A 21,151-nucleotide genomic window follows, 5' to 3' on the forward strand; every position below is an offset into this window, starting at 1 on the left:
GTCAGTTCCTCTCTGCGGCCAGTGCCGCCCTGTCTTCCGCCGAGGCGGCGAGCTTTCCGAAGGCGGGGTCGCCGACGACCTCGCGGTCGACGTACACGTCTTCTCCGCGCACGAGCGTGCGCTGGATGCGGGCGCTGATGGTGCGCCCGTCGTACGGGGTCCAGCCGATCTTCGACAGCACGTCGTCGTTCGTGATGGTCCACTCGTCGGCCAGGTCGGCGATCACGATGTCGGCGTCGGCGCCGATCGTGAGGGAGCCCTTGACGCCCTCCAGGCCGAACTTCGCGGCGGGGATGTGGGCGACCATGTCGATCGCGCGCTGCAGGTCGAGCTCGCCCTTGTTCACGGCGTCGAGCATGAGCTCGTAGTAGTACTGGATGCCCGGGGTGCCCGTGTGCGAGCTCCACATCTTGGTCCAGCCGACCTCCTTCTCCTCGCGGGTGTGCGGGGCGTGGTCGCTGGCGGCGATGTCGATCGTGCCGTCCCGCATGCCCTCCCACACGGCGGTGCGGTTGTCGTCGGGCACCCAGTAGCTCAGGGCGTAGGGACCGAGGGTCTCCACGTCGTCCCACGTGGACAGGAACGGCGCCCAGTGGTTGACCTCGCACGTGACGTCGATGCCGTTCTGCTTGGCGCGGCGCACGGCCTCGATCGAGCGCCGGGTCTGGATGTGCGCGATGTGCACGGGGCAGCCGGAGGCCTCGGCGAGCCGCAGCACCACGTCGATCGCGGTGTCCCAGATCACGCCCTCGCGCGCGGCGTAGGCGGAGGCGTAGCCCTGCGGGGTGTTCTCGCCGCGGGCGAGGTAGGCGCCCTCGATGTAGTCCATGAGCGCCTGGTCGTGCGGGTGCACGATGAAGCGCTTCCCGGTCTGGGCGATATGGTCCATGATCTCGAGCAGGTGCCCGTGGTCGTGGATGCCGGTTCCGGAGGGGTGCGGGTAGTCGCGGCCCGTGTCGACGACCATGTAGATCTTGTAGGCGCGGATGCCGAGGTCGCTCATGCCCGCGATCTCGGCGAACTTCGTCGGGGCGGGGTTGTGGTTCCAGTCGACGATCGACGACTCCTCGTAGCGCCGGAACACGTCGGTGAGGGTGGCGACGTCGGTCGTGGGCGGCTTGAGGTTGGGCATGCCGAACATCGTCGTGACACCGCCGGCCGCGGCCTGGAGGCTGGTCGTGTAGATGTCGTCCTTGTGCTCGTAGCCGGGCTCGCGGGTGTGCACGTGCACGTCGACCATGCCGGGCAGCACGAGCTTGCCGGTGGCGTCGATCGTGCGCGCGGCGTCGATGTCGGTGTCGGCCGCGACGATGCCGGCGACCCGGCCGTCCGCGACGAGCAGGTCGGCGACGACCGGTCCTGCGGGGGTGACGACGGTGCCGCCGGTGATCTTCAGATCGACGCTCATCGCGCGACCTCCTGTTCCTGAACGGATTCTGTCTGGATGGACTCGCCGATCGCGGGCGACGGCGTGGTCCGGTGGATGAGATGCGCGGGGCGCACGTGCGTGTCGAACCAGCCGACGATCACCGGGGTGGTCTGCTCCCAGTACGTGTCGTAGGCGGCGTAGTGCGTGGTGTGCCGCTGCATGATGAGCTGCTTGGGGCCGCGCGCCGCCTCGTACAGCGCCTCGGCGTGATCGGTCGGCGTGGTCGCATCGCCCTCGACGCCGATCACGAGCAGCGGCGTGGTCAGGCGGGCCGCGGCGTCGATGGGGCGGTAGGCGATGATGCCCTCGGCGCACGCGAGCGGCACGGCGGAGGGGATGCGGTCGTCGACGTCGGCCTTGATGGTGGTGGCGCGACGCTCGGCCGTGGGGATCATGATCTCCTCGCGGGGGTGCACGATGCGGCCCTCCCCCGTGGTGACGCGCCGGCGGCGGTCGTCGTCGAGCGACTTCTGGAAGTCGAGCCACTCGTACTCGCTGCGCATGCGGTGCAGCCAGTCCTCGCCGTCGGCCACGGGAACCTGGCTGACAGCGGCCTTGACGCGCGGATCGACGTCGGCGAGCAGCACCGCGTTGCCACCGCCGGTGCCCCCGGTGCCGAACACCCCGATGGCGTCGGCGATCACGTCGTCGCGCGTGGTGAGGTAGGTGACGGCGTTGACGAGGTCCTGCAGCTGCCAGGCGGGCGAGAGGTAGCCGCGGTCGCCGTCGGAGTCGCCGAAGCCGCGGTAGTCGATCACGAGCACCGCGAAGCCGGCCGCGACGAGGGCCTCGTGGTAGCGGACGTAGAGCTTGGCGTCCTTGAGGCCGAGCCAGCCGGGCCCCTGCACGATCGCGCGGTACGGGCCGTCATGGTCGGGGGTGCGCCAGATCGCGGAGATGCGGGAGCCCTCGCTGAAGAACGAGACGGGTGTGGTCTGCATGGATTCCTCTCGGCTGAACGCGGCGTCGCGATCGGGCGATGTGCGCCGCGGCGGTGGGGCTTCTTCATCATGACCCATTTTGGATCCAGAATCCAGTATTGATTGGATCCAAAATCCGAGCTAGCATGACCGCATCGCGCCGACCCGATTGGCCGGCGCCGGTGGTCCCGACCTGGACTGCGACCGCGCATACACCCGCGCCTACCCGCCCACGTCCTCCGGAGAACCATGACCCCCACCGCCCGCGCGCTCGGCGCCACCCCCGTCCTCGCCCTCCTCCTCGCCGCGGGCCTCAGCGGCTGCGCGAGCGGCCCCGCCTCCCCCGCAGCCGCCGACGCCGACCGGCCCCGTGCGACCCTCGACAACTGCGGCACCGAGGTGACCCTCGACGGACCGCCGCAGCGCATCCTCACGGTCAAGTCCTCCACCCTCGAACTCGCCCTGGCCCTCGGCGCGGGCGACCGCATCATCGGCTCCGCCTTCACCGACGGCCCGCTCCCCGAGGCGCTCGCGGCGGAGGCCGACGGCATCCCCACCGTGTCGGACAAGGTGCCGTCGAAGGAGGCCGTGCTCGAGCTCGAACCCGACCTGGTGTTCGCCGGATGGGAGTCGAACTTCTCGGTCGACGGCGCCGGCGAGCGCGACGACCTGCAGCAGCTGGGCATCGCCACCTACGTCGCCCCGGCGGCGTGCAAGGCGCCCGGCTACATGCCCGACCCGCTCACGTTCGACGCCGTGTTCGACGGTTTCACCGAGGCGGGCGAGCTGCTCGGCGAGCAGAAGGCCGCGGCGGCCCTCGTCGCGGAACAGCGGACCACCCTCGACGCGATCGCCCCCGACGACCGCGGGCTCTCCGCCGTCTGGTACTCGTCGGGCAGCGACCAGCCCTTCGTCGGCGCGGGCATCGGCGCCCCGCAGATGATCATGGCGGCCGCGGGGCTGGAGAACGTGTTCGCCGAGGTGCACGACACCTGGACCTCGACCTCGTGGGAGCTGATCGCGGAGGCCGACCCCGACGTGATCGTGCTGGTGGACGCCGCGTGGAACACCGCCGCGTCGAAGCAGGAGCTGCTGGCGTCGAACCCGGTGACCGCCCAGCTCGACGCCGTGCGGAACGAGCGGTACGTGGTCGTGGACTTCCCGGCGACGGAGGCCGGGATCCGCAACGTCGACGCGGTGGCCGCGATCGTCGCGCGGCTCGGAGAGCGATGAGCGTCACACTGCCGCTGCGGGCGGCGATCCCGGCCATGGCGGCATCCGTTCCCCGCCCGCGAAGGCGCCGCGCCGCCCCGACGATCGCGGTGCTGCTGCTCGCCCTGGCCGGCACCGTGGTCGCTGCGGTCGCCATCGGCCCGGCCGACATCACTCCTGCCGAGCTCGTGGCGAGCGTGTGGTCGCACCTGACCGGGGCAGCCAGCGGACTCACGCCCATCCGCGACGCGATCATCTGGGAGGGACGAGTGCCCCGGGTTCTCACGGCCGCCGCGGTGGGAGGCGGCCTTGCCCTGTGCGGCGCCGTGATGCAGGCGCTCACCCGCAATCCATTGGCAGACCCGTACCTGCTGGGCCTGTCGTCCGGAGCCTCGACGGGCGCCGTGATCGTCATCGTGCTGGGTGCCGCGGTGGCGCTGCCGTTCGCCGCCTTCGCCGGCGCCCTGCTCGCTCTTGCCCTCGCCCTCGGTCTGGCCCGCGCGGCCGGCTCCTCAGGGCCGACGGCCGTAGTGCTCGCGGGTCTCGCGGTGTCGGCGGTTCTGGCCGCGCTGACCAGCCTGGTGATCTTCTGGAGCGCGACCAACGACAGTTACCGCGAGATCCTCAGCTGGCTGCTCGGATCTCTCGGCGGCGCTGATTGGTCGGATGCCGCGCTGGCCGGCGTCGCGGTGGTCGTGTGCGCCGTGCCGCTGCTGGCCTCGGCCCGCCCGCTCGACAGCCTGGTGCTCGGCGACACGGCCGCCGAGGCGCTGGGCATCCCGGTCACGCGCGTGCGGGTGCTCCTGTTCGTGTGCGCCGCTCTGCTGACCGGCGCGCTCGTCGCGGTGAGCGGATCGATCGGCTTCGTCGGGCTGATCCTGCCGCACGCCGTTCGTGCGGTCGTCGGCGCCCGGCATCGCGCTCTCCTCCCGGTGTCATTCCTCGCCGGGGCGGTGTTCCTCATCTGGGCCGACACCATCGCGCGCACCGTGTTCGAGCCGCGCGAGCTCCCGGTCGGCATCGTCACCGCGCTGATCGGTGGTCCGGTGTTCGCGCTGCTGATGCTGCGCATGCGGAAGTCCCGCGCATGACCGCGCACGACGGAAGCGGGCTCGATGCCCGCCGCATCCGCTTCGATCACGGCGACCGCGTGATCATCGACGGCATGCACATCACCGCTCCCGGCGGCTCGGTCACCGCCCTGCTCGGCCCGAACGGCTCGGGCAAGAGCACACTGCTGCGCCTGATCGCCGGAACACTGCGCGGCGAGGTCGAGAGCCTGGAGCTCGATGGCGTGTCCCTGACCGAGATGCAGCGGAGGGCACGGGCGCAGCGGGTTGCCCTGGTGGAGCAGGAGTGGTCGGCGGCCGAGGGCATGACCGGACGCGACATCGTCGGGCTCGGACTCCTCCCGCACCGCGGATGGCTGTCGTTCGAGGGCGGGGAGGCGGATGCCGATGCGACGGACGCCGCGATGTCCCGCGCCGGCGCACGAGAGTTCGCAGACCGCGACGCGGCGACCCTCTCGGGCGGCGAGCGCCAGCGCGTGAATCTGGCCAGGGCACTGGCTCAGCGACCGGCGCTGCTGCTGTGCGACGAACCGACGAACCACCTCGACATCCGCGCCCAGCTCGACGCCCTCGTGCTGCTGCGCACCCTCGCCCGTGACGGGATGACGGTGCTCGCCGCGCTGCACGACCTCAACCACGCCGCGGCGTTCGCCGACCACGTCGTCGTGGTCGCCGACGGTCACGTGCAGGCGGCCGGTTCACCGCAGGACGTGCTCACCCGTGAGCTCATCGCCCGCGTGTGGCACGTCGAGGCCGAGGTGCTCTCTCGACCCGACAGCGATCGTCCGCTGATCGTCTTCGATGCGGCGATGACACCCGCCCTCGGTCGGTGACCGGGGTCACTCGAGGGACCCGACCCGAAGCGGGATCAGCAGGCGACCGTGAGCACCGGCTCGAAGCGTGGGGCCAGCATGAAGGCGCTCAACCGACGCGCGAGTTCTTCGGCTTCGCGCTCCTGCTGCCGCGGCACGTCCGACGCGGCGACGTCTACGGCGGCCGGTCGCTGCGGACCGTCGAAAGTCATCGGCAGCATCGCGCACTGCGCGTGTCCGCACAGCAGGTGCGCGAGCTCATGGGCAACCACATGCAGCTGATACCAGCGTGGATCGGACTCCCGGACGGGGATCCGTGCCCGGTCGCCGTTCACGAGAGCGAACGGCGGGATGCTCGCCCACTCGCGTTCGCCCAGCACATCGACCTCGATGTCCACGCCCAGCAGGACCGACACCCGATCCGCGAGGCCGCCCAGCATGGCACCGCATTCGACTTCCAACTCCTCGAAGAGCTGGTTCACTCCGTTTCGACCGTTCATGAGGCCCCTCCGCCCGACTGGCCCGCGCCGTGATCCGGCCGAGCACTGCTCCCACGTGAGAGATGACGGAAACGGTCAACTCATTACGCCGATATTGGCGGCTTTCGGCCAGAGGTTCCGCCGAACGTCTATATCCGATCGAGCACGGCCGCATGAATCCTCCATGCGGAGTTGATGAGCGGGTTCATGCGTGACTACGCGTCAGGCGGAAACCGCGATGGGGTGGATCCTCCATGCGGAGTTGAGGTAGAGGGCAGTAAGAAGCAGGGATACCACACTGCCGATGAGTGCCAGGCTCGGACTCGGTGCGGTGAGCGCGCCCACGGACGTGGCGACTCCCTGAAGGAAGAACAATACGGCGAGCAGAATGCTGCTGCGGCGCGTGCTCGTCATCTTCCACCAAGGACGCGGGGCGTCAAGTTCCGTGGGACCGCGGAACGTGCGAGCTGCGACTGCAACGGCCGCAAGAACAGACACCACTGCCCAAGCGAACCCGAGGTAGAGGCTGACGGCTGCGAGAGGGATCATGGTGAGCGTGATTCCGACGCCCACGACGAGCAGATATCCGACCTTGGCAGCCGGTGCCTTGATGCGCATGATGCTCCTCTTGGTCTACGGGACTGCCGTATACGTCGTGTAGCTGCAGTAGTTGAACCCGCAGTTGTAGTACGTCACCTTGATTCGCCACTTGTTCCAGTATGCCTTCTCCACCTGCGCCGCAGGGGCGAGACCCAAGCAGGCGATACTCGCCGGATACGGAATCGGGAGGGCGCTACATGCGCCGCTGATTCCGTGGAGCCCGTTGTACATGGTGACGACCTGGGCCTTGCTGAGGTAGATCACCGACGTCGTGTAGGTCGGATCGGCGACCACAGGATAGACGTAGTTAGTGTTGTGCTCCACGACTTGGGTCAGCGTCTGCCCTTCCACCTCATAGCGGGTGCGGACGTCCTTGCCCGTTGCGTCTTTCGCCCAGGGGGCCGCGAAGCTTCCCAGGACCTCGCCAGTTGCATCATCGACCACCGCCACGCCGCCGCCACCCTGGAGAACGAGGCTCGAAGCTTCGGGAAGATCGATCGGATAGTCATATCGTGTCGGCGCGGCTGCTGTATCGATTACTGTCGCAACCTGCACGGATCCGGTGTCGTGCACGAGGACGACGCTGCTGCTCGCGTTCCCGTTGTCGTACGTCACCGTTCCTGGGTCTGTTGAGATACCTGCGGTAGCGTCGTCCGCGAATGGAAGGCCGATCGTCGCCGTCCCTGACCCGGCTGAAATTGAGACGCCGTCGGTGGCTTCGGTGGACACATCGACAGTAAGCCGGTCAATCGTGACGGTGCTTTCACCGCCGTCGAGAAGCGGGGTGTCAATGGCCGCCGTGACATCCGCCGGAGTAACGTTCGCGACCACGTCTACCGTGGATTCTTCGTCCGCGATCGCTGCTGGGGAAACCCACATCACCGACAGCACAGCCGCCACCCCAGCTGCTGATCCAACCCTGAACTTCTTCATCGGAATTCTCCCCTCGATCACCTACTAGACGAGGCAAGCCTGGCCGGGGCAATCAAACGCAAATGGTCTGGCCATCCTGCTCCGTTCCGATCGAGAATCCAGCAGGCATGAGTTCTGGATTGCCAAGATGTAATGTGCTACCTTCGCGGTTTGCCGCGTACGAAAGGGCGCCTATGCCGCATCGAGTGCTGGATCTCATCGCCCGGCAACTCGCCGCCTACCGCAAGCAACACGCTCTTTCCCAAGAAGAAGCCGCTGAACAAGTTGGATGCTCGCTCCCCACGTACCGTTCGCTAGAGCAGGGCACGTACCACGTCGATCACCTAGCGGATCCGAGACTCAGCACCATCATGCGGGTCGCCACGACTCTGCACCTCGAGCAGGACCTCATCGCCGTCTTCGACGCGGGGACTCGAAAAGCTGACGGCCGAGAATAGGGTCGGGGTGCCGCCGATGGTGGTCGTTCCCGCAAGGACTCACTATTCCGAGCCCAGCGCAACATCGAAGGCGTCCGCGGCGAGACGAGCCGATGTGTCGAGGTCACGCATCCAGAGCGCCCGCACCGGCGCGCGCAAGCCGTCCGTCCCGAGGTCGGCAGCAAGGGAAGCGTCCTCTTCACCGATGAGCCAGGCATCGAGGAGCCCGCCAGTCACGCGCGGGCCGTAGTGGCGGCCCACCGCATCAGCCGTGGCCGAAATCCCGACCGCGGCGAGACAGGCATCGGCCATCCCGCGAACGGGGGCGCCGGCGATGATCGGGGACACCCCGACCACGGAACCTGACGCCGTTCTGACCGCGTCGGCGATGCCGGGCACTGTCAGGACGGGACCGATCGAAACCACAGGATTGGACGGGGCGAGCAGAATCACGTCGGCTGCCACGAGGGCGTCCAGCACACCCGCCGCCGGCACGGACCGCTCGATTCCCGGCCAGTCGAAGCCCTGTACCGGGATCGCCGCGCGGTGCCTGGTCCACCACTCCTGAAAGTGCATCCGGCCCTGCGCCGCCGTCACGTGCGTGTCGACTTCCGCATCCGTCATCGGCAACAGTCGCACCCCGAGCGGCCACCGTGACGCCAGCCGGTCGACGACCTCGGTCACCGTGGCACCATCGCGAAGCCAGCCCGTGCGCGTGATGTGGGCGCCGAGGTCGAGGTCGCCGAGGGTGAACCACGGCCACCCCGCACCCCATGCGTGCAGTTCGGCGGCCACCCGCTCGCTCTCCCCGGTGCGCCCCCACCCACGCGCGGTGTCGTTCACGCCGGCGAGAGCGTAGATCATCGAGTCGACGTCGGGCTGCAGCCGCAAGCCGCTGAGCCACAGGTCGTCACCGGTGTTGACGACCACGGTGATCTCGGCACGAGTGCCGCCCGCGGCATCCGGCCAGCGCCGCCGGGCGGCCTCCCGCACGCCGACGACGAACTTCGACCCGCCGACGCCACCCGCCAGTACCACGATGCGCGGCGCCGACGACATCATGATGCCAGCACGAGACGTGGGGCGAGGAGCGCCGCCGTGCGCGGACCGAGACCGCACCGTCGGGCGGCTCGGAGGTGATCGGCGTGGTCGAGGTCGCGGCGCAGCCCGCTCAGCACGGGGAACCCCACCTCGGCGAACCCGGCAGCGCGGTGCGCGGCGGCCGAGTCGTCGCCGAAGCAGGGCCGCAGCGGTACGTCGGCGCGGGCGGTCGCGAGCACGGTGCCGGTGCCCTCCGCGTCGGGCACGAAGGCCCGCGGGTGGGCCGAGGCGTAGTCGAGCGCCCGGGTGAGCTCGTCGGGCAGCAGGGCCGGGAGGTCGCCGAGCAGCACGGCCCGCGGGAGCCGCGTCGACGCCGCAGACACCCCCTGCGCGATCGCCGCGGTCAGTCCCTCGACGCGGTCGCGCACGATCCGCACGCGGGGCACCGGGAGCAGGGCGGCCGCGGTGACCTCGTCGCTCGTGACCACCACGACCTCCGCGACCCGCGGGCACAGCGCGGCGGCCTCGACCGTGTCGAGCGCGATCGCCCGGGCGAGCGGCTCGCGGTCGACGCCCGGGAGCCGCAGTCGCGTCTTCCCGAACTCCGCCCGCTTCACCGGGATCACGACCACCCACTCCCGCGCCGGGGCGTGCGGTGACGCCCCGGCACGCAGACCGCCCGTCATGGCCGCGCCCTCACCCGCGCAGCCGCGGCGCGATGTCGCGCTCGAACAGCTGCAGGAACCGGCGCTGATCGTGACCGGGCGCGTGGAAGACGAGGTGGTTGAAGCCCCAGTCGATGTACTGCTGGATCTCGGCGGCGACCGCGTCGGGGTCGTTGCCGACGATCCACCGCTTGGCGATGGTCTCCAGGGGCAGCGCGTCGGCGGCCTTCTCCATCTCGACCGGGTCGGTGATGTCGTGCTTCTGCTCCTTCGACAGCGACAGCGGGGACCAGAACCGGGTGTTCTCCAGCGCCGCCTCCCTGGTCTCCTCGTACGACAGCTTGATCTCGATCATGCGGTCGTACGTGTCGAAGGAGCGCTCGGACTGCTCCAGGCCCTCCTTCACGGCGGGCAGCAGCTGGTCGACGTAGAGCTCCTGGCCCTTGCCCGACGTGCAGATGAAGCCGTCGCCCGCGCGGCCGGCGTAGCGGGCGACCATCGGGCCGCCCGCGGCGATGTAGATGGGGATGCCGCCCTCGGGCCGGTCGTAGATGGAGGCGTCGTGCGTGGAGTAGTACTCGCCGTCGAAGCTCACGCGGTCGCCCGACCACAGCGCCCGCATGAGCCGCACCGACTCGCGCAGGCGGGCGTAGCGCTCCTTGAACTCGGGCCACTCCTGCTCGCCGGCGCCGCGGAACCCGGTGGCGATCTCGTTGAGCGCCTCGCCGGAGCCGACCCCCAGGATCACCCGGTCGGGGTACAGGCAGCCGAGGCTCGCGAACGCCTGGGCGAGCACGGCCGGGTTGTAGCGGAAGGTGGGGGTGAGCACGGAGGTGCCGATGCGGATGCTCGACGTGCGCTCGCCGACCGCCGCCATCCACGTGAGCGAGAACGGGGCGTGACCGCCGGTGTGCCGCCACGGCTGGAAGTGGTCGCTCGCGAACACGGACTGCATGCCGTGCGCCTCGGCCGCGACCGAGATCTCGACCAGCTCACGCGGGTCGAACTGCTCGGCGCTGGCCTTGTATCCGAGGGTCAGTGTCATGTCGCATCCTTCTGTTCGGGTGGGGAGAGTTCGGCGCGCGCGGCCGCATAGCCGTCGCGGTAGCCCTGGTCGAGCGCCTCGGCGGTGCCCAGCCAGAAGAGGTCGCGGTCGGCGCCGCGCACGATGCTCGACGCGCCGGGCAGGTCGAGCGGACCCACGAGGTCGCCGCGGCCGCGCACGACGGCGACCGGGTTCCCGCTGGCCTTGCCCTTGACGAGGTCGGCGGCGGCGGCGAGCTCGTCTGCGACGCACGGGGTCGTGACGCTGAGCACCTTGCCCGCCTGGTCGGTGGTACCGCGCAGGTCGGCGACCATGTGCACGCCGCCGCCGCCGATCGCGACGTCGGTCTGTCCTTCGCGCCAGGGCCGCCCGAGGGTGTCGCTGAGGAGCACACCGACCTCGGCCCCGGTCGCGGCGCGGAGCCCCGCGGCGAGCGCACGGGCGGAGCGGTCGGGGTCTTCGGGCAGCAGCAGCACCCAGCCGTCGGGGGTGTTGCTGGCGTCGACGCCCGCGGCCGCGGCGACCATGCCGAGGCGGTTCTCGACGATGCGCATGGTGTGGCCGTCGTGGGTGCGGGAGGCGACGAGGCGCACGGTCTCCGCGGTGATCGCGGCCTCCCGGTCGGCGGCCTGCACGTAGCGCCCCTCCGCCTTGGACACGATCTTCGACGTGACGACGAGGATGTCGCCGTGCAGCAGTTCCACGCCCGTGGCGAGGACGAGCGCGACCAGGTCGTCGCCCGGGCGCACCTCGCCCATGCCGGGGAGGGCGAACACGTGCAGGCCGGGGGCGGTCATGCGCGCACCTTCGGCAGCACGTCGCGCCCGAAGACCTCGAGCCACTCCCGCTGGTTCGGCCCCACGTTGTGCAGGTAGATGCGGGTGAAGCCGAGGTCGGCGTAGCGCTGGATCTGCGCGCGATGCACGTCAGGGTCGGCGGAGATCAGCATCGACGCGCGCATGTCGTCGGGAGTCACGCCGCGCACGAGCTGCTCGAAGTCGTAGGGCGAGCGCACGTCGCCTCGCCGCATGCGCAGCGCCGCGATGGGCCACTCGGCGTGGGCCTGGGCGAGCGCCTGCTCCTCGGTCGGCGCCCACGACAGCGGCAGCTGGAGCACGCGCGGCAGCGTGTCGGCGTCGCGCCCGGCCTCCCTCGCGCCCTCCGCGAAGCGTGCGAGCAGCGGGGCGAGGCGCTCGACATCGGCCGCGACCGTGATGAGGCCGTCGGCGTTGCGGCCGGCGCGGCGCGCGGTGACGGGGCCCGCCGTGGCGACGAACACCGGGGGCGCGGCCGGGGGCATGGTCCACAGCCGGGTGGACTCCATGCGGAAGTGCTCGCCGCGGTGGCGGGTGTCGCGGCCCGCGAGCGAGGCGGTGAAGAGCTTGCGGATGATGTCGACGGCCTCGAACATGCGGTCGATGCGCTCGGCGGGCTCGGGCCAGTAGCCGCCCGTGATGTGCTCGTTCAGCGCGTCGCCGGAACCGACCCCGAGCCACGCGCGGCCGGGGTACAGGGTGGCCAGCGTGGCGGCGGCCTGCGCGACCACGGCCGGGTGCGTGCGGAACCCGGGGGTCGTGACGCCGGGACCCAGGTCGCCCGTGGTGTGCGCGCCGATCGCGCCGAGCATGGTCCACACGTGCGCGGAGGCCCGGTGTCGCGGGAGCCACGGCTGGAAGTGGTCCGTGGCCATGATGCCGCGGAACCCGTGGGCCTCGGCGGCGATGCAGTTCTCGATGACGGCGGAGGGCTGCACCTGCTCCAGCATCGCGGCGTACCCGATGTGCATGGCCCCTCCTCTCGCGTCGTCGCTGTCTCCATTGAATGGATACTGGATCCAAAAGTCAAGAGCCGTGTCGGCAGGCCTCTCCGGGCGCGGGCCTGGCTCGGCTTCCGCCCCTCACCCCCTCCCGCGGCGGCGCTGCACGGCGAGGGTCACGGTGGCGGAATCGGCGGGGGCGGGTGCGGCGGCGGCGAGGTCGGGGAGGCCGGCGGCGACGGTCTTGCGCGTGCGACCGATCGCGCGGCGCGACAGCACCCACTGCAGGCCGTAGCCGATCGCGAACACCATGAGCGTGAAGATCAGCGCCATCGCGGCACCCTGATCGGGTGCGTAGAGCTGCGCGGACCGCGGGTTGATCATGGCGTAGATGTACATCGACAGCGGACGAGACGACGGCGTCGCCAGGAACGCCGGCAGCGTGAACTCGTTCGTGCCGAGGATGAACATCTGGATCCACACGGCCATCACGGTCGGCATCAGCAGCGGCGCGATGATGCGGCGGAACCCCTGGAACCTGCTGGCCCCGCTGGTGAGCGCCGCCTCCTCCAGCTCGGGCCTGATCTGCAGCGTCGCACTGTACGACGAGCGGTACGCGATCGACACCCGGTACGAGTAGGCGATCACGAGCGCGAACAGCGTCCCGGCGAGCGGGATGTAGGGGTTCAGCACCATGAAGGTGAGGAACATCGCGAAGCCGGCGATGGTCGCGGGGATCGCGACCGACGACGACGCGAACAGGTCGAGCGCCTTCACCCACCCGCTCTTCTTGCTGCGGGCGATGCCATACGCGAGCACGGTCGCGAAGACCACCGCGATCGTGGCGCTCCCGCCCGCGATGAGCACCGTGCGCCCGAGCGACACCCAGAACTCGGAGTCGGCGAGCACCACCCCGAACGCCCCGAAGTCGGTGCGGCTCAGCATCGCGTCGATCGAGAACGCCACCGGATAGGGCGTGATCGCAGCCCACAGCAGCGCGAGCAGCGGCAGCACCGCGGTCAGCAGCACGAACACGGCCACCAGCACCATGACCGGGATCTTCCACGGCCCCATCCGCATGGTCGACGGCCGGAAGCCCTTGCCCGAGACGGAGGCTCGGCGCTCCGCGTTCCTGGTCGCCCTCAGGTACACCGCGAACGCGATCGTGGTGATCACCAGGAACACCAGGCCCCACGCGGCGGCGAGGCCGTACTGCGGCAGCTCCCCCGCGTTCGAGCTGATCAGCGTCCACAGTTTCAGGGCGAAGATGCTGCGCCCCGACTCCTGGCCGAACAGCAGCGGCACCTCCAGGCTGCCGAGGCCGAGGATGAACGTCAGCACCGTGACCCCGAGCAGCCCCGGCCACAGCATCGGCAGCGTCACCCGCCGCAGGGTCTGCGGCCATGACGCGCCCGACACCCGCGCCGACTCCTCGAGCGACCCGTCCATGTTCGTCAGGATCGGCACGATCATCAGGTACGGGAAGGTCACGTTGGTGAGCGCCTGGATGACGATCATCGTCGGGAACGCATACGGGTCGATCGGCACGTCGCTCGCGAACGGCAGCAGCCGCAGCAACTGGTTCAGCACACCCGACTCGGGCGACAGCATCAGCAGATACGCCTGCGCCTTCACGATCGGCGGGATGATGTACGGCACGATCACGAGCACCGAGATGAGCCGGCGCCACGGGGCGTCGGTGCGGACGGTGACCCAGGCCAGGCCGAACGCCATCAGCAGCGTGAGCAGGGTCGAGCCGCCGACGAAGGCCCCGGTCGCGCCGAGCACGCCCCAGAAGTCCTCGCGCAGCTGCCACAGGGTGACGAAGTTCTCGACGCCCCACTGGGCGGACGAGACCCCGAAGGGCAGGAACGGACCACGGAACGCGGTGATCACCTGAACGATCAGCGGCACCGCGAGCAGGAGGAAGATGACGATCCCGGAGACGACCATCGCGATCGTCATCGAGGTGGGACGCCGGCGTCCCGTGGTCCGTCGTGCCTGGAACATGGTTATCCGTTCAGCGCCTTGTCGGCCGCGTTGATCATGGCCTGCCAGTCGTCGCGGGTGTCCTGCGTCTCGGTCTCGGCACCGCTGTCGAGGCCGAGCAGCAGCGCGTCGGCGTTCGTCTTCATGAGGCCCGTGGCCTCTCCGAAGGTCGCGGCGGGGAGCCCGGCGAACGGCACCTGCGTGCTGGCGAAGCGCTCGTCGGTCATGCGCAGGTGGATCCAGTCGGGGTCGAACGCGTTCCACAGGGTCCACAGCGCGGCGCCCGGCTTGTTCTTCGCATCGGAGTTGACGCCCGAGAACTGCGCCCACACCCCGGAGTGCTCGAACGGCGCCACCTGCAGCGACGGGTTCGGGTTGAACAGGGTCTGGTTGAGCGCGACCGGCACGTCTCCGCTCGACAGCGGGGCGCCCTGGTCTTCGAGCAGCTTCATGGTGCCGGACGACATCAGCTCGTCGATCAGGTCGAGCATCGCGTCTTCGCCCTCGGCCATGCCGTAGCCCGCGAAGACCACCGCGTTGTAGCCGGCGACCGACACCTTGCCGGTGTACTCGGGGGCGAGCAGGCCGTCGAGCGACGCCGGGACCTCCGCGATCTTGTCGGTGTTGTACTGCAGCAGCGACCCGTTGATGCTGTCGGGCATGAGCTCGGGGGCACCGAGGGTGAGGTACTCCTCCGGCACGCCGAAGCTCTGCCAGTCGACCTTCTCCCAGAAGCCCTCGTCGTACATCGCGGCCATCGAGGTGATCGAGCCGGAGACGACGTCGGTGTTGCGCGACCCGGTGGCCTTGGCCGAGATGATCGCCGACGACAGGTTGTAGGTGAGGCCCCGCGTCTCGACCTTGATGTCGGGGAAGCGCTCGTTGAACTGCGCGATCACGTCGGGCGACAGCTCATACCAGTCCCAGATGACCAGGGTGCCGCCGTCCTCCTCCTTCGCCTGCTCGTAGAGGGCGTCGAGCTGCTTGTCGATCTCGGGCCAGTAGTCGTCGTAGAAGTTCTCGCAGCGCGTGATGGCTCCGACGTCGACCGCGTCGCACGTGGCCGCGGCGGCGTCGCCCTTCAGCGAGCTCTCGCCGTCGCCCGCCTCGGCCTGCGTGCCGCAGCCGCTCAGGGCGAGTGCGACGACCGCCGCTCCGGCGACGGCTCCCAGTGTTCTCTTCATGATCCGAATGTCCTCTCTGACATCAGGTGCGTGATCTCGGGTGTGGTGCGGGTTGCGTCATGCGGCCAGCACGCGGCAGGCGTGCGGGACCAGTTCGAGGAAGACCCTGCCGCCCTCGGGGGGTGTCGCCAGCGGAGCTCCGCGGCCGACGATCGTGCCGACCGTCTCGCCGCCGGCGAGCACCTCGGCCTCGTACTCGACGATCTCGCCGAGGAACTCCACCCGCACGATGCGCACGGGGACGACGTTGGGGCGCTCGACCGCGGTCTCATGCCAGCGCACGGCCTCGGGCCGCAGCGTCAGCGTGACCTCGTCGCCCGCCGTCACCCCGTCGGGGACGGGCGTGTGCAGCCGGGTGCCGAGCGCCTCGACCACCGCGTCACCGCTGCCGTCGCGGTCGACCACACGGGCGGGCACCATGTTCACGCGGCCGACGAAGTCCGCCACGAAGCGGTCGGCCGGCTGGTCGTAGAGCTCGCGCGGGGCGGCCTCCTGCACGATGCGGCCGCCGTTCATCACGGCCACCCGGTCGGACATCGACAGCGCCTCGGACTGGTCGTGGGTGACGTAGAGGGCGCTGATGCCGAGGCTGCGCTGCAGGCTGCGCAGCTCGTTGCGCATGGTGTCGCGCAGCTTCGCGTCGAGGTTGGACAGCGGCTCGTCCAGCAGCAGCAGACGCGGACGGTGCGCGAGCGCGCGGGCGAGGGCGAGTCGCTGCTGCTGCCCGCCCGACAGCGCGGTGGCGGGGCGCTGCGCGAGGTGGTCGAGCTGCACGAGCTCCAGTGCCTCCATCGCGCGCTTCTTCGCCTCCTGCTTCGGCAGCCGGGAGCCGGCGACCTGGAGGGGGAAGATGGCGTTGGCGAACACGGTCATGTGCGGCCAGATGGCGTAGTTCTGGAAGACCATGCCGATGTCGCGCTTGTCGGGCGACACGTGCTGGGTTCCGGTGGACAGCACGCCCCCGTCGAGCGAGATGACTCCGCCGTTGCTGCGCTCGAGCCCGGCGACGCACCGCAGCGTCGTGGTCTTGCCGCAGCCCGACGGCCCGAGCAGGGAGTAGAACGTGCCGGGCTCGATCGTGAACGTGACGTCTTTCACGACGGGCACGGCCGCGCCGTCGAGCTCGTAGTCCTTCTTCAGGGCATCGACGACGAGTCGTCCGCCCCCGGCGTTCGCGGTCATCGGCGTCCTCTCCCGGGCCTCTGTTCTGGATTCTGGATCCGCAATCATCGCTGCCATCATCGTCCCTCTCCCGTCGTCGCCGCCACCGGCTGCGGGGCGGCGGGTGCACCCCACGGCCGCGGCCTCACGAAGAACAGCACCACGAGCGCGCACACCCCGAAGGCCACGGCCGACAGCAGCAGCGACTGCGACATCGCCCGCGCCAGCCCCGCGCCGTCCTCGTCAGACAGCACACTGCCGGGGTGGATCGCACCGGGCACGAACCCGCGGATCTGCGCCGCCAGGGTCACGTTCATCAGCACGGCCAGCAGGGCGGAACCGATGACGGAGCCCATCTGCCGCGTCGTCGAGTAGACCCCGGAGCCCGCCCCGGCCTGCGTGTGCGGCAGGTTGCGCGTGGCGGTCGAGGCCAGCGGCCCGAACATGCCGGACACCCCGACCCCGAGCAGCGCCGACGGCAGCAGCAGCAGCCAGAACGGCGCATCGAGCGTCATGGTCGCGGCGTACCAGGCCATCGCGACCGCCGAGATCGTGAACGCGGCGAAGGTCACCCAGCGCGGTCCGACCCGGTCGCTGAGCTTTCCGACGAACGGCCCGAGCACCCCGGACACCACCGCCATCGGCGCGAGCATGAGGGCCGCGAGCGTGGGGTCGAGGCCACGGGCGACCTGAAAGTAGAAGGCGAGCGGCACGGGCATCGCGGTGATGCCGACCCCCACCAGGAAGATCGTGGCGTTCGCGACGGAGAAGTTGCGGTCGCGGAACAGGGCCAGCGGCATCAGCGGCTCGGCGCGGCTGACGCGCTGCCACACCACGAACAGCACCAGCAGCACGACGCCCGCGGCGATCAGCCCCCACACCGTGACCGGACCGGCGATCACACCCCAGTCGTACACCTCCCCCTCCTGGAGTCCGAAGACCAGGAGGAAGAGCCCGGCACCCGAGAGGATCACGCCGAGCAGGTCGAACCGATGGGGGTGGCCGTCCAGATCCGGCACCAGCCGCCACGCGACGACGAACGCCACCACGCCGACCGGGACGTTCACGAAGAAGATCCACTCCCAGCCGACCGTGTCGGTGAGCACGCCGCCCAGGATCGGCCCGACGAGGGTCGCGAGGCCGCCCACGGCACCCCACGCCCCCATCGCCTGGCCCCGGCCGCGCGGCGGGAAGACGCGGGCGATGATCGCCATGGTCTGCGGCGTCATCAGCGCGGCGCCGAAGCCCTGCACGGCCCGCGCCGCGATCAGCATCTCGATGCTGCCGGACAGGCCGCACGCGAGGGAGGCGAGGGTGAACAGCACGAGTCCCGCGAGGTACACCCGCTTGGGGCCGAACCGATCGCCGAGGCGGCCCGTGATCAGCAGCGGCACCGCGTAGGCGAGCAGGTACGCGCTGGTCACCCAGATCACCGTCGTGAGGTCGGCGTCGAACGCCGCGAGGATGACCGGGTTGGCGATCGCCACGATCGTCGTGTCCACGAGGATCATGAAGAAGCCGATGCACAGGGCCCACAGGGCGGGCCACGGCCGGACTGTCTGCGTCATGAGCTGCTTTCGGGTGGGGCGTCACGGGGGGCGGGTGGTCCGGGGTCCGTCCTGTTCGCCCCCGAGTGCAGGACGGACGCCGGAGTTCCGGGGGCCGGGGTCAGCCGTCGGCGGAGGGGATCCCGGTGACGGGCTCCCCCAGCAGCGGCGTCGACACGGCGTAGATGCCGTGGTTCGCGAACAGCCAGATGAGGTTGCGGTCCCACTCGACGAAGATGCCGTGCACGGGTGCGGCGAGATCGTCGTCGTCCTTCAGTCCCATCGGCGGCACGAAGTAGGCGCCCACCTTCGGGTCCTCGGGGTCGCGCACGTCGAAGATCTGCAGACCGGCGGCGTAGAACGCGTACGGGATGACCCCGCCGTGCGGCGTGCCGGTGTTGGTGAAGTAGCCGGAGCGCTTGGGACCGAACGAGCCGCGGCGCTGCGCCCAGTCGGTGAAGGCCGCCTCCGCGGGCGGCGTGGGCCGGGGCAGCGTGCGCACGACCCGCGGGTTCGTCGGGTCGCTCACGTCGATCTGGTAGATCTCCTTGGCGGGCTCGTAGCAGTCGGTGTTCATCGGGTAGCCGGAGACGTAGACGTACCCGGTCTCCTCCACCTGGGTGGTGTCGACGTTGTCGCCCTCGGTGCCGGCGACGCTCGTCGGCAGCGGGCACCAGCCCACGTGGTGGATGTCCGTCGGGTCGGAGACGTCGAGCACGAAGAAGCCCTGGCCGCCCTGCGCCGCGTAGCCGTACGTCCAACCCGACTCGACCGAGCGGGGCAGGAACACGCCCATGCGCGAGCCGAACCAGGAGGTCTTGTTGTTCCAGCGGTCGTTGTCGGCCAGGTACGGGGAGTCGTCCTCCTCGCCGGCCCGCGAGCCGGGCACCCACCAGGTCGACAGCAGCTCGGGCTTCGCGGGGTCGGACACGTCGTAGGCCGCGTGGCCCGCGGTCCACAGCGTGGTGCGGTACGGCTGGTTGGTGAAGGTGTTGTCGGGCGCGGTGGCCACGAACAGGTACTTGTCGCCGTAGTACACCGGGAGGTCGAGCACGCCGTTGCCCTCCTGGATCTCGCCGGGCGAGTGGTTCGGGTCGGTCGACACCTCGGTGAGCAGCGTCCACTCGCGCGGGCTCGGGCCGTCCATCCGCCAGGTGCGGAAGCCGCGCAGGCCCTCCCACTCCTTCAGCTGCCCCTCGACCGTGTCGTCGAGCCACTTGTTCGCGACGCGCCCCTGGAGGAAGTACCGCGGGGTCTCGCTCGCCTGGATCGCGATGTACGCGCCGAGCTCCTGGTTCCACTGCACGGTGGTCGCGCCGAACTGCGGGCGGGGGTCGCCCCAGCCCCACTGCTCCTCGTCGACGATCGTGAGGTCGCGCGGGTCGGTGATGTCGTACAGCTTCCAGTGGTTGCCGCCGCCGTAGTGCAGCATCAGGCGCCGGCCGTCCCAGTCGTAGATGCACTGCCACGAGTGGCTCGTGTTCACCACGATCGGGTAGAACGCCTCGGCCTTCGCGTTGAGCGCGTAGGTCTCCGGGTCGCGGTAGTCGAGCTGACCGGGCCAGTCGACGAACACGTCGCGCGGGACGGAGGGGGTGTGGGCGGGCGGCAGGAACGTGCCGTCGGGCTGCATGCCCCACGTGGAGGGGTCGGGATCGGCCGGTTCTCCGGCGACGCGCTCGAAGTCCTCCGGACGGTACTTCTTCGCATCGGGCACGTAGGGAGAGCCGGCCATGTCGCCTCCATTGGCTGAATCGGGTGGGATCGTCACGACGTCGTGTCGTCCCCCTCAGATTCACCCGGTGCCGCGATGCTGTCCAATATCCATACGGGTCAGAGCCATGACCATCCGGGCATATCAGCCGAGCGGTCGCGGCTCCCCCTCCGTGTACTCGCTTTCCAGGGCCGCGAGCCGCGCGCCCTCCTCGCGCAGGTGCGTCAGCAGGGCGGTCGCGGCGGGCGAGGGCGCCCGGTCCTTGGGCAGCGTGACGCCGACCGAACGCCGGATCGAGCTGAGCGGCGTGGGCAGGATCCGCAGCTCGCGGTCGTCGACCGCGATGAACATCGGCAGCGCCGCGATCACGTCGGTCGAGATCAGCAGCGTGCGCAGCGTCAGCATCGACGTGCACTCCACGCGGTCGGGAGGCAGGGGCAGCCCCTCGTGGAAGAACACCGCCTCCAGCTCCGCGCGCAGGGCGGTCTGGGCCACGGGGAAGATCCACGGGTAGGAGATGAGCTCCGCGAGCGAGTGCGCCTTGGCACCACCGAGCACCGGGTGCCCGGCCCGCGCGACCAGGCGGATCGGCTCGAGGTGCAGCCGCTCCTGCTCCAGTCGCACGGGCACCGTGGGCGACAGCCGCCCCACCGTGAGGTCGAGGTCGCCCGCGAGCAGCAGCTGCTGCAGGGTGTCGGGCGTGCCCTCGCGCACCACCACCGTGAGCCGGGGATGCTCGGCCTTCAGCCCCGCGATCGCCCGCGGCAGCAGCAGGTTCGACCCCGCCAGGTGCGTGCCGACCGTGACCGTGCCCAGCTGCCCTGACTGCAGCAGCCGCACCTCCTCCCCCGCCGCCCGCAGCTCGGCGAGCACGGACCGGGCCCGCTCGATGAACGCGTGCCCGTACGGCGTCGGCCTGACCCCGCGCGGCAGGCGCTCGAACAGCGCGACCCCGAGCACCTCCTCCACCTCGCGCAGTCCGCGCGTGACGACGGGCTGGGTGATGTGCAGCGACTCGGCCGCGCGCACGAGCGTGCCCTCGTCGGCGATGGCGGTGATGAGGACGAGGTGCCGGATCTTGACCCGGCCGTCGAGCAGTCGATCGGTGACCATGAGCGGGACTATAGCCGTGGGGGCATGGCAGTGCATCAAGAGAGTATTTGTCGGCATCCCTTCGA

At 70.2% G+C, this 21,151-nt stretch carries 20 protein-coding genes; 4 read left to right on the forward strand and 16 right to left on the reverse strand.

The window, feature by feature from the left end; translation table 11 throughout:
* Position 1: 1 nt before the first annotated feature.
* Positions 2 to 1,408 carry a dihydroorotase gene (locus tag KV394_RS04850; protein WP_136035177.1) on the reverse strand — a complete coding sequence of 469 codons (1,407 nt, stop codon included), beginning with the start codon at positions 1,406 to 1,408 and terminating at the stop codon, positions 2 to 4.
* Entirely contained in the window at positions 1,405 to 2,370 is a 966-nt protein-coding gene (locus tag KV394_RS04855; RefSeq protein ID WP_136035178.1) for an alpha/beta hydrolase, read from the reverse strand. Before KV394_RS04855 ends, KV394_RS04850 begins: the two co-directional genes overlap by 4 nt.
* 228 nt (positions 2,371 to 2,598) lie before the next feature.
* Here KV394_RS04855 and KV394_RS04860 point away from each other — a divergent pair, with 228 nt between their 5' ends.
* Genes KV394_RS04860 through KV394_RS04870 form a run of 3 tightly spaced genes read left to right on the forward strand, consistent with a single transcriptional unit; the run spans position 2,599 to position 5,464 of the window.
* On the forward strand, positions 2,599 to 3,582 hold the full coding sequence (locus KV394_RS04860) for a putative F420-0 ABC transporter substrate-binding protein (protein ID WP_247982442.1): 984 nt from the start codon (positions 2,599 to 2,601) through the stop codon (positions 3,580 to 3,582).
* Entirely contained in the window at positions 3,579 to 4,652 is a 1,074-nt protein-coding gene (locus tag KV394_RS04865) for a putative F420-0 ABC transporter permease subunit (RefSeq protein WP_407665456.1), read from the forward strand. The genes KV394_RS04860 and KV394_RS04865 overlap by 4 nt, the downstream gene beginning before the upstream one ends.
* Positions 4,649 to 5,464: an ABC transporter ATP-binding protein gene (locus KV394_RS04870; protein WP_136045937.1), complete on the forward strand. Its 816-nt coding sequence runs from the start codon at positions 4,649 to 4,651 to the stop codon at positions 5,462 to 5,464. Before KV394_RS04865 ends, KV394_RS04870 begins: the two co-directional genes overlap by 4 nt.
* A gap of 35 nt (positions 5,465 to 5,499) precedes the next feature.
* On the opposite strand, the gene KV394_RS04875 is transcribed toward KV394_RS04870, so the two are convergent.
* The 3 genes from KV394_RS04875 to KV394_RS04885 form a co-directional block, all read right to left on the reverse strand.
* Positions 5,500 to 5,925, reverse strand: a complete 426-nt coding sequence (locus KV394_RS04875) for an ImmA/IrrE family metallo-endopeptidase (protein ID WP_136045936.1) — start codon at positions 5,923 to 5,925, stop codon at positions 5,500 to 5,502.
* 219 nt (positions 5,926 to 6,144) lie between these two features.
* A complete protein-coding gene (locus KV394_RS04880; protein ID WP_136045935.1) occupies positions 6,145 to 6,540 on the reverse strand; it encodes a hypothetical protein in 396 nt (131 codons plus the stop codon).
* A gap of 15 nt (positions 6,541 to 6,555) precedes the next feature.
* Positions 6,556 to 7,455, reverse strand: a complete 900-nt coding sequence (locus KV394_RS04885; RefSeq protein ID WP_247982443.1) for a hypothetical protein — start codon at positions 7,453 to 7,455, stop codon at positions 6,556 to 6,558.
* Between the two features lie 173 nt (positions 7,456 to 7,628).
* Here KV394_RS04885 and KV394_RS17430 point away from each other — a divergent pair, with 173 nt between their 5' ends.
* Positions 7,629 to 7,892, forward strand: coding sequence for a helix-turn-helix transcriptional regulator (locus KV394_RS17430; RefSeq protein WP_366627241.1), 264 nt, complete (start codon positions 7,629 to 7,631; stop codon positions 7,890 to 7,892).
* Positions 7,893 to 7,934: 42 nt separating this feature from the next.
* On the opposite strand, the gene cofD is transcribed toward KV394_RS17430, so the two are convergent.
* From cofD to KV394_RS04940, 11 genes are all read right to left on the reverse strand, one after another.
* Positions 7,935 to 8,933 (reverse strand): 2-phospho-L-lactate transferase, encoded by a 999-nt coding sequence (gene cofD, locus KV394_RS04890; protein WP_240753265.1) that lies wholly within the window; start codon positions 8,931 to 8,933, stop codon positions 7,935 to 7,937.
* Positions 8,930 to 9,598, reverse strand: coding sequence for a 2-phospho-L-lactate guanylyltransferase (cofC, locus tag KV394_RS04895; RefSeq protein ID WP_247982444.1), 669 nt, complete (start codon positions 9,596 to 9,598; stop codon positions 8,930 to 8,932). Before cofC ends, cofD begins: the two co-directional genes overlap by 4 nt.
* A gap of 10 nt (positions 9,599 to 9,608) precedes the next feature.
* Positions 9,609 to 10,622 carry a glucose-6-phosphate dehydrogenase (coenzyme-F420) gene (gene fgd / locus KV394_RS04900; RefSeq protein ID WP_247982445.1) on the reverse strand — a complete coding sequence of 338 codons (1,014 nt, stop codon included), beginning with the start codon at positions 10,620 to 10,622 and terminating at the stop codon, positions 9,609 to 9,611.
* On the reverse strand, positions 10,619 to 11,419 hold the full coding sequence (gene cofE / locus KV394_RS04905; RefSeq protein ID WP_247982446.1) for a coenzyme F420-0:L-glutamate ligase: 801 nt from the start codon (positions 11,417 to 11,419) through the stop codon (positions 10,619 to 10,621). Before cofE ends, fgd begins: the two co-directional genes overlap by 4 nt.
* Positions 11,416 to 12,408 (reverse strand): TIGR03557 family F420-dependent LLM class oxidoreductase, encoded by a 993-nt coding sequence (locus tag KV394_RS04910; protein WP_247982447.1) that lies wholly within the window; start codon positions 12,406 to 12,408, stop codon positions 11,416 to 11,418. Before KV394_RS04910 ends, cofE begins: the two co-directional genes overlap by 4 nt.
* Before the next feature lie 111 nt (positions 12,409 to 12,519).
* Positions 12,520 to 14,388: an ABC transporter permease gene (locus KV394_RS04915; RefSeq protein WP_247982448.1), complete on the reverse strand. Its 1,869-nt coding sequence runs from the start codon at positions 14,386 to 14,388 to the stop codon at positions 12,520 to 12,522.
* Between the two features lie 2 nt (positions 14,389 to 14,390).
* On the reverse strand, positions 14,391 to 15,551 hold the full coding sequence (locus KV394_RS04920; protein ID WP_136035839.1) for an ABC transporter substrate-binding protein: 1,161 nt from the start codon (positions 15,549 to 15,551) through the stop codon (positions 14,391 to 14,393).
* A gap of 57 nt (positions 15,552 to 15,608) precedes the next feature.
* Positions 15,609 to 16,733, reverse strand: coding sequence for an ABC transporter ATP-binding protein (locus KV394_RS04925; RefSeq protein WP_168387144.1), 1,125 nt, complete (start codon positions 16,731 to 16,733; stop codon positions 15,609 to 15,611).
* Positions 16,734 to 16,789: 56 nt separating this feature from the next.
* Positions 16,790 to 18,280 carry a DHA2 family efflux MFS transporter permease subunit gene (locus KV394_RS04930; RefSeq protein ID WP_247638004.1) on the reverse strand — a complete coding sequence of 497 codons (1,491 nt, stop codon included), beginning with the start codon at positions 18,278 to 18,280 and terminating at the stop codon, positions 16,790 to 16,792.
* A gap of 100 nt (positions 18,281 to 18,380) precedes the next feature.
* The gene (locus KV394_RS04935; protein ID WP_247982449.1) at positions 18,381 to 19,994 is read right to left on the reverse strand and encodes an LVIVD repeat-containing protein; all 1,614 of its coding nucleotides are present in this window, start codon (positions 19,992 to 19,994) and stop codon (positions 18,381 to 18,383) included.
* A 123-nt stretch (positions 19,995 to 20,117) separates the two neighbouring features.
* Complete coding sequence (locus KV394_RS04940) at positions 20,118 to 21,086, reverse strand: LysR substrate-binding domain-containing protein (RefSeq protein WP_136033891.1); 969 nt, start codon at positions 21,084 to 21,086, stop codon at positions 20,118 to 20,120.
* Positions 21,087 to 21,151: the final 65 nt, after the last annotated feature.

It is taken from the genome of Microbacterium sufflavum (assembly GCF_023101165.1).
In the GTDB taxonomy this organism is placed as follows: Bacteria; Actinomycetota; Actinomycetes; order Actinomycetales; family Microbacteriaceae; genus Microbacterium; species Microbacterium sufflavum.

What these genes read in the sequence shown, in the direction of transcription:
- cofE (WP_247982446.1), bottom strand. Translation starts at nt 11,419, where the DNA reads ATGACCGCCCCCGGCCTGCACGTGTTCGCCCTCCCCGGCATGGGCGAG.
- KV394_RS04910 (WP_247982447.1), bottom strand. Translation starts at nt 12,408, where the DNA reads ATGCACATCGGGTACGCCGCGATGCTGGAGCAGGTGCAGCCCTCCGCC.
- KV394_RS04880 (WP_136045935.1), bottom strand. Translation starts at nt 6,540, where the DNA reads ATGCGCATCAAGGCACCGGCTGCCAAGGTCGGATATCTGCTCGTCGTG.
- KV394_RS04915 (WP_247982448.1), bottom strand. Translation starts at nt 14,388, where the DNA reads ATGTTCCAGGCACGACGGACCACGGGACGCCGGCGTCCCACCTCGATG.
- KV394_RS04930 (WP_247638004.1), bottom strand. Translation starts at nt 18,280, where the DNA reads ATGACGCAGACAGTCCGGCCGTGGCCCGCCCTGTGGGCCCTGTGCATC.
- cofC (WP_247982444.1), bottom strand. Translation starts at nt 9,598, where the DNA reads ATGACGGGCGGTCTGCGTGCCGGGGCGTCACCGCACGCCCCGGCGCGG.
- KV394_RS04850 (WP_136035177.1), bottom strand. Translation starts at nt 1,408, where the DNA reads ATGAGCGTCGATCTGAAGATCACCGGCGGCACCGTCGTCACCCCCGCA.
- KV394_RS04935 (WP_247982449.1), bottom strand. Translation starts at nt 19,994, where the DNA reads ATGGCCGGCTCTCCCTACGTGCCCGATGCGAAGAAGTACCGTCCGGAG.
- KV394_RS04870 (WP_136045937.1), top strand. Translation starts at nt 4,649, where the DNA reads ATGACCGCGCACGACGGAAGCGGGCTCGATGCCCGCCGCATCCGCTTC.
- KV394_RS04940 (WP_136033891.1), bottom strand. Translation starts at nt 21,086, where the DNA reads ATGGTCACCGATCGACTGCTCGACGGCCGGGTCAAGATCCGGCACCTC.
- KV394_RS04920 (WP_136035839.1), bottom strand. Translation starts at nt 15,551, where the DNA reads ATGAAGAGAACACTGGGAGCCGTCGCCGGAGCGGCGGTCGTCGCACTC.
- KV394_RS04855 (WP_136035178.1), bottom strand. Translation starts at nt 2,370, where the DNA reads ATGCAGACCACACCCGTCTCGTTCTTCAGCGAGGGCTCCCGCATCTCC.
- cofD (WP_240753265.1), bottom strand. Translation starts at nt 8,933, where the DNA reads ATGATGTCGTCGGCGCCGCGCATCGTGGTACTGGCGGGTGGCGTCGGC.
- KV394_RS17430 (WP_366627241.1), top strand. Translation starts at nt 7,629, where the DNA reads ATGCCGCATCGAGTGCTGGATCTCATCGCCCGGCAACTCGCCGCCTAC.
- fgd (WP_247982445.1), bottom strand. Translation starts at nt 10,622, where the DNA reads ATGACACTGACCCTCGGATACAAGGCCAGCGCCGAGCAGTTCGACCCG.
- KV394_RS04865 (WP_407665456.1), top strand. Translation starts at nt 3,579, where the DNA reads ATGAGCGTCACACTGCCGCTGCGGGCGGCGATCCCGGCCATGGCGGCA.
- KV394_RS04885 (WP_247982443.1), bottom strand. Translation starts at nt 7,455, where the DNA reads ATGAAGAAGTTCAGGGTTGGATCAGCAGCTGGGGTGGCGGCTGTGCTG.
- KV394_RS04860 (WP_247982442.1), top strand. Translation starts at nt 2,599, where the DNA reads ATGACCCCCACCGCCCGCGCGCTCGGCGCCACCCCCGTCCTCGCCCTC.
- KV394_RS04925 (WP_168387144.1), bottom strand. Translation starts at nt 16,733, where the DNA reads ATGACCGCGAACGCCGGGGGCGGACGACTCGTCGTCGATGCCCTGAAG.